Source organism: Mesorhizobium sp. M0954 (assembly GCF_040319155.1).
Taxonomy (GTDB): Bacteria; Pseudomonadota; Alphaproteobacteria; order Rhizobiales; family Rhizobiaceae; genus Mesorhizobium.
On sequence record NZ_JAMYNR010000044.1, the window covers coordinates 25,596 to 34,646 of the forward strand.

At 61.0% G+C, this 9,051-nt stretch carries 7 protein-coding genes and 1 pseudogene; 3 read left to right on the top strand and 5 right to left on the bottom strand.

Annotation, left to right across the window (positions count from 1 at the left end):
- Positions 1-63: 63 nt before the first annotated feature.
- Positions 64-258 (bottom strand): DUF2735 domain-containing protein, encoded by a 195-nt coding sequence (locus tag NKH93_RS32080; RefSeq protein ID WP_352451032.1) that lies wholly within the window; start codon positions 256-258, stop codon positions 64-66.
- A 319-nt stretch (positions 259-577) separates the two neighbouring features.
- On the opposite strand from NKH93_RS32080, the gene NKH93_RS32085 reads away from it, so the two are divergent.
- Positions 578-1,618: a glutamine synthetase beta-grasp domain-containing protein gene (locus tag NKH93_RS32085; RefSeq protein ID WP_023717535.1), complete on the top strand. Its 1,041-nt coding sequence runs from the start codon at positions 578-580 to the stop codon at positions 1,616-1,618.
- Between the two features lie 117 nt (positions 1,619-1,735).
- Here the strand turns inward: NKH93_RS32085 and glnA are convergent, their stop codons facing one another.
- Together glnA and NKH93_RS32095 are read right to left on the bottom strand one after the other, a co-directional pair.
- Entirely contained in the window at positions 1,736-3,145 is a 1,410-nt protein-coding gene (gene glnA, locus NKH93_RS32090; protein WP_352457514.1) for a type I glutamate--ammonia ligase, read from the bottom strand.
- Positions 3,146-3,199: 54 nt separating this feature from the next.
- Positions 3,200-3,538, bottom strand: a complete 339-nt coding sequence (locus NKH93_RS32095) for a P-II family nitrogen regulator (RefSeq protein ID WP_019857988.1) — start codon at positions 3,536-3,538, stop codon at positions 3,200-3,202.
- Positions 3,539-3,896: 358 nt separating this feature from the next.
- On the opposite strand from NKH93_RS32095, the gene NKH93_RS32100 reads away from it, so the two are divergent.
- A complete protein-coding gene (locus NKH93_RS32100; protein ID WP_352822239.1) occupies positions 3,897-5,426 on the top strand; it encodes an NAD(P)H-hydrate dehydratase in 1,530 nt (509 codons plus the stop codon).
- Positions 5,423-7,426: a hypothetical protein gene (locus NKH93_RS32105; RefSeq protein ID WP_352822236.1), complete on the top strand. Its 2,004-nt coding sequence runs from the start codon at positions 5,423-5,425 to the stop codon at positions 7,424-7,426. The genes NKH93_RS32100 and NKH93_RS32105 overlap by 4 nt, the downstream gene beginning before the upstream one ends.
- Before the next feature lie 44 nt (positions 7,427-7,470).
- Here NKH93_RS32105 and NKH93_RS32110 read toward each other — a convergent pair whose 3' ends face one another.
- The gene (locus NKH93_RS32110) at positions 7,471-8,541 is read right to left on the bottom strand and encodes a M48 family metallopeptidase (protein ID WP_352748814.1); all 1,071 of its coding nucleotides are present in this window, start codon (positions 8,539-8,541) and stop codon (positions 7,471-7,473) included.
- A 6-nt stretch (positions 8,542-8,547) separates the two neighbouring features.
- Positions 8,548-8,994: pseudogene (locus NKH93_RS32115) on the bottom strand (carboxyl transferase domain-containing protein); the annotation flags it as partial.
- Positions 8,995-9,051: the final 57 nt, after the last annotated feature.

Sequence of the window (9,051 nt, forward strand, 5' to 3'; positions counted from 1 at the left end):
GTTCAAAGCAAAGCCCGGCGCGAGCGCTCGCGCCGGGCTTTTTCAATTTATCGAGCGCAGGGCTTAGCTCTTCCGATCCTGGTTCGCTTCCTCGATCGCTGCCTCATGATACCAGGCACTTCCGAAATCCGTGCGGTTGCGCAACGAAGCAAGTTCTGCCGCGAACTTAGCCTTTCCGCTTAAATTTGAGGCAGAAGCGCGCGCTGCCACGGGGAACATCAGGATTTTGGCCGACTGACGAGTGGAAGTGATTTCCATTGTCGGTTTCCTTTCTTCGACAGAACCTTGCCGATTCAACCTTTCCCCAACATAGGTTCAGCAATCGAAATAGGCAATATGATTACGAAAAGATCAGTACTTGCATATTATTTGTGCAAAATGTGCTTGTGGATGATCGGAACGCAGCATGACGGCGGACCAGCGATTTTGGGCGGATACAACCTCACTTTTGCCGCATCCATCGCCGGCGAGAATGGCACACGAATTGCATTTTAGTAATCCGGCAGGTCGGCTGCTGGATACGCCGGCTCGCCCCGGCGCCATCCAGGGTTCGGTGATCAAGCAACGAGAGGCTAGAATGACGAAATACAAGCTCGAGTACATTTGGCTCGATGGATACACCCCGGTTCCCAATCTTCGCGGAAAGACGCAGGTCAAGGACTACGCCGAGTTTCCGACGCTCGACCAGCTTCCGCTGTGGGGCTTCGACGGTTCTTCGACCATGCAGGCCGAGGGCCACAGCTCCGACTGCGTTTTGAAGCCGGTCGCCGTGTATCCCGATCCCGCCCGCACCAATGGCGCTCTCGTCATGTGCGAGGTCATGATGCCGGACGGCGTGACGCCGCATGCGTCCAACAAGCGCGCCACCATCCTCGACGACGAGGGCGCCTGGTTCGGCTTCGAGCAGGAATATTTCTTCTACAAGGACGGCCGCCCGCTCGGCTTCCCCGAGAGCGGCTATCCGGCGCCGCAAGGCCCGTACTATACCGGCGTCGGCTACAGCAATGTCGGCTCCGTCGCCAGGCAGATCGTCGAGGAGCATCTCGATCTTTGCCTTGCCGCCGGCATCAACCATGAAGGCATCAACGCCGAAGTGGCCAAGGGCCAGTGGGAATTCCAGATCTTCGGCAAGGGCTCCAAGAAGGCCGCCGACCAGATGTGGATGGCACGCTATTTGATGCAGCGCCTGACCGAGAAATACGGCATCGACATCGAATACCACTGCAAGCCGCTCGGCGACACCGACTGGAACGGGTCCGGCATGCATGCCAACTTCTCGACAGCCTATATGCGCGAAGTCGGCGGCAAGGCCTATTTCGAAGCGCTGATGGCGGCCTTCGACAAGAACCTGATGGATCACATCGCCGTCTACGGGCCGGACAACGACAAGCGTTTGACCGGCAAGCACGAGACTGCGCCGTGGAACAGGTTCAGCTACGGCATCGCCGATCGCGGCGCCTCGATCCGCGTGCCGCACTCCTTCATCAACAACGGCTACAAGGGCTATCTCGAGGATCGCCGGCCGAACTCGCAGGGCGACCCCTACCAGATCGCCTCGCAGATATTGAAGACGATCGCCTCCGTCCCGACCAGCGCCGAGGTTTCGGCCGCGGCTTGAGCATTCGTCACGGCGTGGACCTCAGGTCTGCGCTGTGACTTTCTCTCCAATCGCATCACAATAAAAAAACCCCGGCGTCTCTGCCGGGGGTTTTTCTATTGGCTGCAACAATCCGGATCACACCGAATAATACATATCGTATTCGACCGGATGCGGGGTCATTTCGAAGCGCATCACCTCGGCCATCTTGAGCTCGATGTAGCTGTCGATCTGGTCGTCGTCGAAGACGCCGCCGGCCTTCAGGAAGCCGCGGTCCTTGTCGAGGCTCTGCAGGGCTTCGCGCAGCGAGCCGCAGACGGTCGGGATTTTCTTCAATTCCTTCGGCGGCAGATCGTAGAGATCCTTGTCCATCGGCTGTCCCGGGTGGATCTTGTTCTTGATGCCGTCGAGGCCGGCCATCAGCATGGCGGCGAAGGCGAGATAGGGGTTCGCGCCCGGATCGGGAAAGCGGACCTCGACGCGCTTGGATTTTGGCGATGAGCCGAACGGAATGCGGCAGGAGGCCGAGCGGTTGCGTGCCGAATAGGCGAGCAGCACCGGCGCCTCATAGCCCGGCACCAGGCGCTTGTAGGAGTTGGTCAGCGGGTTGGTAAAGGCGTTGATCGCCTTGGCATGCTTGATGATACCACCGATGTAGAACAGGCAGCTCTCGGACAGGCCGGCATATTCGTTGCCGGCGAAGGTCGGCTTGCCTTCCTTCCAGATCGACTGGTGGACATGCATGCCCGAGCCATTGTCGCCGAACACCGGCTTCGGCATGAAGGTGGCCGTCTTGCCATAGGCGTTGGCAACCTGGTGCACGACATATTTGTAGATCAGCATCTTGTCGGCGTTGCGGACCAGCGTGTCGAACTTGATGCCGAGCTCGTGCTGTGCGGCGGCCACTTCGTGGTGGTGCTTTTCGACGCGCACGCCCATCTCGGCGAGCACGGTGAGCATTTCCGAGCGCATGTCCTGCGCCGAATCGACCGGCGGCACCGGGAAATAGCCGCCCTTGATGCGCGGCCGATGACCGAGGTTGCCGGTCTCGTAGTCGGTGTCGTCATTGGACGGCAGTTCGGTCGAATCCAGCCTGAAGCCGGTGTTGTAGGGATCGGCCTTGTACTTGACGTCGTCGAACACGAAGAACTCGGCTTCAGGACCGACGAAGATCTGGTCGCCGATGCCTTCGGCCTTCATGTAGGCCTCGGCTTTTTTAGCGGTGCCGCGCGGGTCGCGATTGTAGGACTCCCCGGAGATCGGATCGAGGATGTCGCACAGGATGACCATGGTCGACTGCGCGAAGAACGGGTCCATATGCACCGTATCGGAATCCGGCATCAGCACCATGTCGGACTCGTTGATCGCCTTCCAGCCGGCGATCGAGGAACCGTCGAACATGACGCCATCGGCAAACATGTCTTCCTCGACCTCGACGACATCCATCGTAACGTGCTGCAGTTTGCCCTTCGGATCGGTGAAGCGCAGATCGACGAACTTAACGTCGTTGTCCTTGATCTGCTTCATGATGTCTTTGGCTGTCGTCATGTCCCTGCTTCCCTATGTGATGACGTTTTGAACATGGCCTTTTAACGGGAAAATTCAGACGGCGTCCATGCCGGTTTCGCCGGTGCGGATGCGCACCACTTCCTCGATGTTTGAGACGAAGATCTTGCCGTCGCCGATACGGCCAGTCTGGGCCGCCTTGCGGATGGCTTCGATCGCTGCTTCGACCGCATCGTCGCCGAGCACGACTTCGATTTTCACCTTCGGCAGGAAGTCGACGACATATTCGGCGCCGCGATAAAGCTCGGTATGGCCCTTCTGGCGGCCAAACCCTTTGGCCTCGGTAACGGTGATACCTTGCAGGCCGGCCTCCTGAAGCGCTTCCTTCACTTCGTCTAGCTTGAACGGCTTGATGATCGCTTCGATCTTTTTCATGTAAAAAGTGGCCTCCACTGCCAAAAAAGACGGGTTGTGAGCCCCGCTTGCGCCTCAATCAAGCACGAACTGTGCCAATTGATGGGGTGCCGGGTGGGCTCACATGATTTGGATACCACGCTACGCGGGAATGTACATTCGCGTCATTCCCTGCGTCGGATGCGCCATGAGCGCCACGAGCCTAAACAACGCCGCTCCCGTCGTCCGCACAAAAAATGGGCAGATCGGATATTTCATGGGCAGCTGTGGACCTCCGACTCGTCGCTCCGGGCATTGCCGGTGTGTTTCATAACCTTCGTAGTTTGCGTCGGATCAAAAACTGGACAATGCTTCGGCAGATGATGTGCATGTCGCCCGCATGAGCCACGAACTTCTTTCTCCGTCCGAAATGGCCGAGGCCGACCGGCTGGCGATTGCCGCTGGTCCATTCGACGGCATTGGCCTGATGCGCAATGCCGGTGCTGCGGTTGCTGCCGTAGTACTCAAGCGCTACCCGAACGCAACGCGCGTCCATGTGCTTTGCGGCCCCGGCAACAATGGCGGCGACGGCTATGTCGTGGCGCGCATCCTTCGGGAGAGCGCCGTCGACGTCTCGGTATGGGCGTCCGGATCGCCTAAAGGCGGCAGCGATGCGGCAGTCGCTGCCTCGGAGTGCCCGGTTGAAGCTCGGCCGCTGTCGGATTTCGTTGCCGAGACGGGCTCGATCGTGGTCGATGCGCTTTACGGGGCGGGGCTGTCCAAGCCGCTATCCGGCGACCCCGCCAAGGCGATCGATAATGTGGCGGAGTTGAATTCGCCGGTCGTCGCGGTCGACCTGCCGTCGGGCGTCTCCGGTGAGAGCGGCAATGTCCTCGGTCAGGCTTTCCACGCCCGAATCACCGTGACCTTTGCGCGAAAAAAGCCAGGCCATCTTTTGTTACCGGGGCGCGAGCTGTGCGGCGAAATCGTGCTCGCTGATATCGGCATCAGCGACAGTGTTGTTGCGCAGCTTGAACCACGAACATTCGAGAACATTCCGGCGCTCTGGCTTGGCCGCTTTCCGGTTCCGGCCGTCGACGCCCATAAGTATAAACGCGGCCATGTCGGCGTCTTTTCCGGCGGGCCGTCGGCGACGGGTGCTGCGCGGCTGTCGGCGCTTGCCGCGGCCAGGAGCGGGGCAGGGGCCGTCACCTTGCTGTCGCCGGCGAACGCCATCCATGTGAACGCGGCGCATCTGACCTCGATCATGCTGCGCAAGCTAGACACTGTCGCGGATGTGGACGAATTCGTCGGCAGCCGCCGGCCATCGGCCTTCGTGCTCGGCCCGGGATTTGGCATTGGTGAGAAGACGCGCGAATTCGCCCTGGCCGTGCTGAATGGCGCCCATGGGCAGGGCGGCGGGATTGAGGCCTTGGTGCTCGACGCCGACGGCGTCACCTCGTTTCGCGACGCGCCGGATGCCCTGTTCGAAGCCGCCAGCCGGCCGAGCGCGCCGGCTCTGGTGATGACGCCGCATGACGGCGAATTCGCCAGGCTTTTTTCAGATATCGCCGAGGACAAGGACCTGTCCAAACTCGCCAAGGCACGCGCCGCAGCCGAACGGGCCAACGCCACTCTCGTCTACAAGGGTGCCGACACTGTGATTGCGGCCCCCGATGGCCGGGCAGCGATCAACGGCAATGGCGCGCCTTGGTTGGCCACCGCCGGTTCGGGCGACGTGCTGTCGGGTATCATCGCCGCGCTGCTGGCGCAGGGCATGCCGGCCTTTGAAGCGGCCTGTGCGGCAGTCTGGATCCATGCCGAGGCCGGCAGCCGTTTCGGACCGGGGCTGATCGCCGAGGACCTGCCGCTGGCGCTGGTGCCGGTCCTGCGCGAGCTTATCGAAAGTCGCGGGATAGCTGCCGAATGAACCGCATGTTCGCGCTGCTCGTTGCGATCGTCGGCGCCGTATTCATGGCGCAGGCTGCGAACGCCGAAACTCCGCTGACGATCGTCGACGACCCGGCCGTTCTCGCCGCTCTCGACAGCAACGGTTACGGGTTCGCCGGCATTTTCGGCGTCGATGGCAAGGGCGATTTGAAGACGCTTTACGACAAGGCGCCGGCCTATCACGCGATCGTCGAAACGATTGCAAGCGACGTCGCGGCATTGCGGGCCGAGATGAAGGCCGGTGGTCGGCCGCTCTACGAGGTGACCGACGGCAATGTTGGCCGTGTCATGGACATGCGCTGGCTGAGGACCGATGCCGCGCGCTTCCGCCTCGTCGGCATCGTCAACCGGCTCGACCGGCGCGACTTCGCCGCGCTGCAAGGCGATACGAGTTGCGGCGAAGTGCGCTTCGTCTATCGCTTATCCTATAGTTTCAAGAAAAACGGCAAGGTTCTGGCCTCGCGCCTGCCGTTCAATTTCAGTGCCGTCTACGATGCCGCGCCGGATGCCGACGGCGGTTGTGTCGGCGTCGCCGGACGCTGGGCACCACAACTCGACGAGAGCGTCGATGCCGGCTGGCTGACCGGTGGGCCGCTGGAAAGGACGGCGCTCACCTTCAAGCAGCTCGAGCTCAATGCGCAAGTGGTGCGCTTCCCCTCCGGCCAAGAGACCGAATTCGGCGGGCAGGCTGCCTATCTCATGCGAATTTTCGGCATCGACGGAGCGGCTGTCAGCGAAAAGCCGCTGGAAAACACGCCCGACACGGCACGTCTCGCCGAAGATGCTGCGCTGAAAGCAAGACTTGCCGACTATGTCCGCACCAATGTCGCGGCGGTCGATCTCGGCGTCTACCAAATCCCCGATGAATTCTTGGCAAGGAAGGTCATTTCGTGGTCGACCTTCGGCAGTGCAAGGCAGGCCAACCACCCGTTCACGCCACTGTTCCAGCCCGCGGATTTCGCTGGTGTCGATTTCTCCGCGCTGAAGCTGGTGCGCACGCCGGAGGCATTGGTCGAGCGGCTGGACAACGGCGCCTGCCAGGGCTGCCATCAGGCGGGCTCGACCGCCGGCTTCCATTTCATCGGACTTGACGACAAGACGACCTCGCCGCTCAACCGCATTGAGGTCGGCATTTCCCCGCATCTCCACGCCGACATCCCGCGCCGCGTCGCCTGGCTGCGCGCGACTGCCGACGGCAAGGAACCGAACCGCTTTCGCCCGTTATCGTTCGCGCCGCCGGCGACCTGGAACGATGCCGGCGAAATCGCCTATTCGCCGGCCGAAATGGCGATGCCGTGCCTGATGCCGGCGGATGCGGCCCGCTTCGGCGCAACATGGCAATGCGGCGCCGGCACCGTCTGCACGCCGCTGGCAACCGCGTCCGGCGTGCACACCAAGCTGGCGCAATGCCTGTTGCCCAAGGACAGCGAAGACATGTTTTCCGGCCACCCCTGTTTAACGGGATACATCGCCAGCAACGCGGCACAGCCTTTCAATGACCACTATACCATCACCAGTCAGTTCGCCGCGTTCGCACCAAGCATTTCGCGCGCCGCCTACACCTGCCGACCGCCGAAGATCGGTGTGCCGGCGGGTATCGCCTATCGCGGCTGCGACGACCGGGATCGCAGCTTTGCCGCCTTCAAGACGGGCAAGCCGATGCCGAACGAGATTTGCGGGCTGGTCGGCGGCAAAAAATTCGACACCTGCGTGGCGACCAATAATTTCGACCAGTGCCTGGGCGGCGCCGTCAATCGCGGCAATCGTCCTGCCTGCTCGGCCGACCATTTCTGCCGCGAGGATTACATGTGTCAGTCGCTGCCGCCCGATACACCCGGTATCGGCAAAGTGAAGGGCATCGGCTTCTGCTCGCCGACCTATTTCATCTTCCAGATGCGCATCGACAATCACGCCACGCCGTGGTCGGGCGCCGTCCGCGCGACGATGGGAGCCGGGTTCGGAGCAGCGGAAGCGGAATAGCCTGCGCCGACTGGGCATTAGCCGCTATAGTTTCAGGTGGATAGCTATCGATCGAGATAGTCGGCGATCTTCGATGTCCATTCGCCGTCGAAATGGCGGACATGTTCGGCGACGATCTCATCGCTCAGCAGGCTCGACAAGGCGGAAACCAGAACTGGTTTTATCTCTGGAGCCGAGCTAAATCCAAGAGCAGTCAAACGTTCGGACCAGGGCGGATGATCCGCGCTTTCGTTATCTGGCGCGTCCCAGGCCTTTTGCGCATATTCTTGCAGGATGGGAAGCCTCGACAGGTGACTGGCGGCCGCCAGAACTCTTTCAAGTGGTGGACGAGGCGGTACCATGGTGCCAAGCAGTTCACGTTTAAGCGGAATATACACTTGGTCATCGAAGAGCGCACTGGCAGCACCGATCAGCAGCATGGCGCGCGCCGTTTCATATGCATCGCCGGACATCGCTGCATGACGATCTGCGTCAATTTCCGCCCGCCGCGACAACCGTATTTCTTCGCGCTCCAGCGTGCGCGACAGCGGGCCAAGCATCCAGTAGAACAGGCTGCCCGAAACGGTTTTTCCCGGTGGGGCGAAGTCGAAGATTAGATCGAAGCTCATTTCGAGTTCGGCCAGGTTGAGCCCGCCATTTGTATCTTTATTTTTCAGATGGGCGTCCTCATGGGCCAAGATCGCCGCAAACCCCTTTTGGTCGGTCGCTGCGAGCAGCGGCAGGCCCACGGTGAGAATTGCCCTGCGACCAAGCAGGCCCAGAAACGGCCGCTCTTCACCGATGCTAGCGTTGAGATCGTCGCTCAGGATGATGTTCGTGCGGCTGGCGCGGTGTTTGCCGGCAATACTCTCCCAGACAGCCCACAATTTCGGGGCTGATTCCCGAGTAATCCCGTCCACCTTGCTGGGTCGAAAACCGGCGAACAATGTCCCGATCAACAGAACGATGGCCAGCATCGCGGCCGGGATCGCAACAACGCCAGTCGCGATGACAGCGAGCGGATAGCAATCGAGGAACCAGAACCACAGGAGTATTGGGCAAAACAGCGGCAGGGCGAAGAGCAGGATGGCAAACCTGCCGAAACGCGCTCCTACATAGAGGACCAGGCGCGACATCAACCCTCACAGCGGAATGTTGTCGTGCTTCTTCCAGGGGTTTTGCATATCCTTGTTGCGCAGCATCCTGAGCGCGCGGGCGATGCGGCGGCGGGTCGAATGCGGCATGATCACCTCGTCGACATAGCCACGCTCGGCGGCAACGAAGGGGGACAGGAAGCGATCCTCGTAAGCTTTTGTGTGCGCTGCAATTTTCTCCGCGTCGCCGATATCCTTGCGATAGATGATCTCGACTGCGCCCCTGGCGCCCATCACCGCAATCTGCGCCGTTGGCCAGGCATAGTTCATGTCACCGCGCAAATGCTTTGACGCCATGACGTCATAGGCGCCGCCATAGGCCTTTCTGGTGATGACGGTGATCTTTGGCACGGTCGCTTCGGCATAGGCGAACAGAAGCTTGGCGCCGTGCTTGATCAACCCACCATATTCCTGCGCGGTGGCGGGGCAGCAACCCGCCCCCGCGCCGCAGGTGGGGGTCGGGGTCGCGGCGTTCGGTTATTAAAAAAAAAC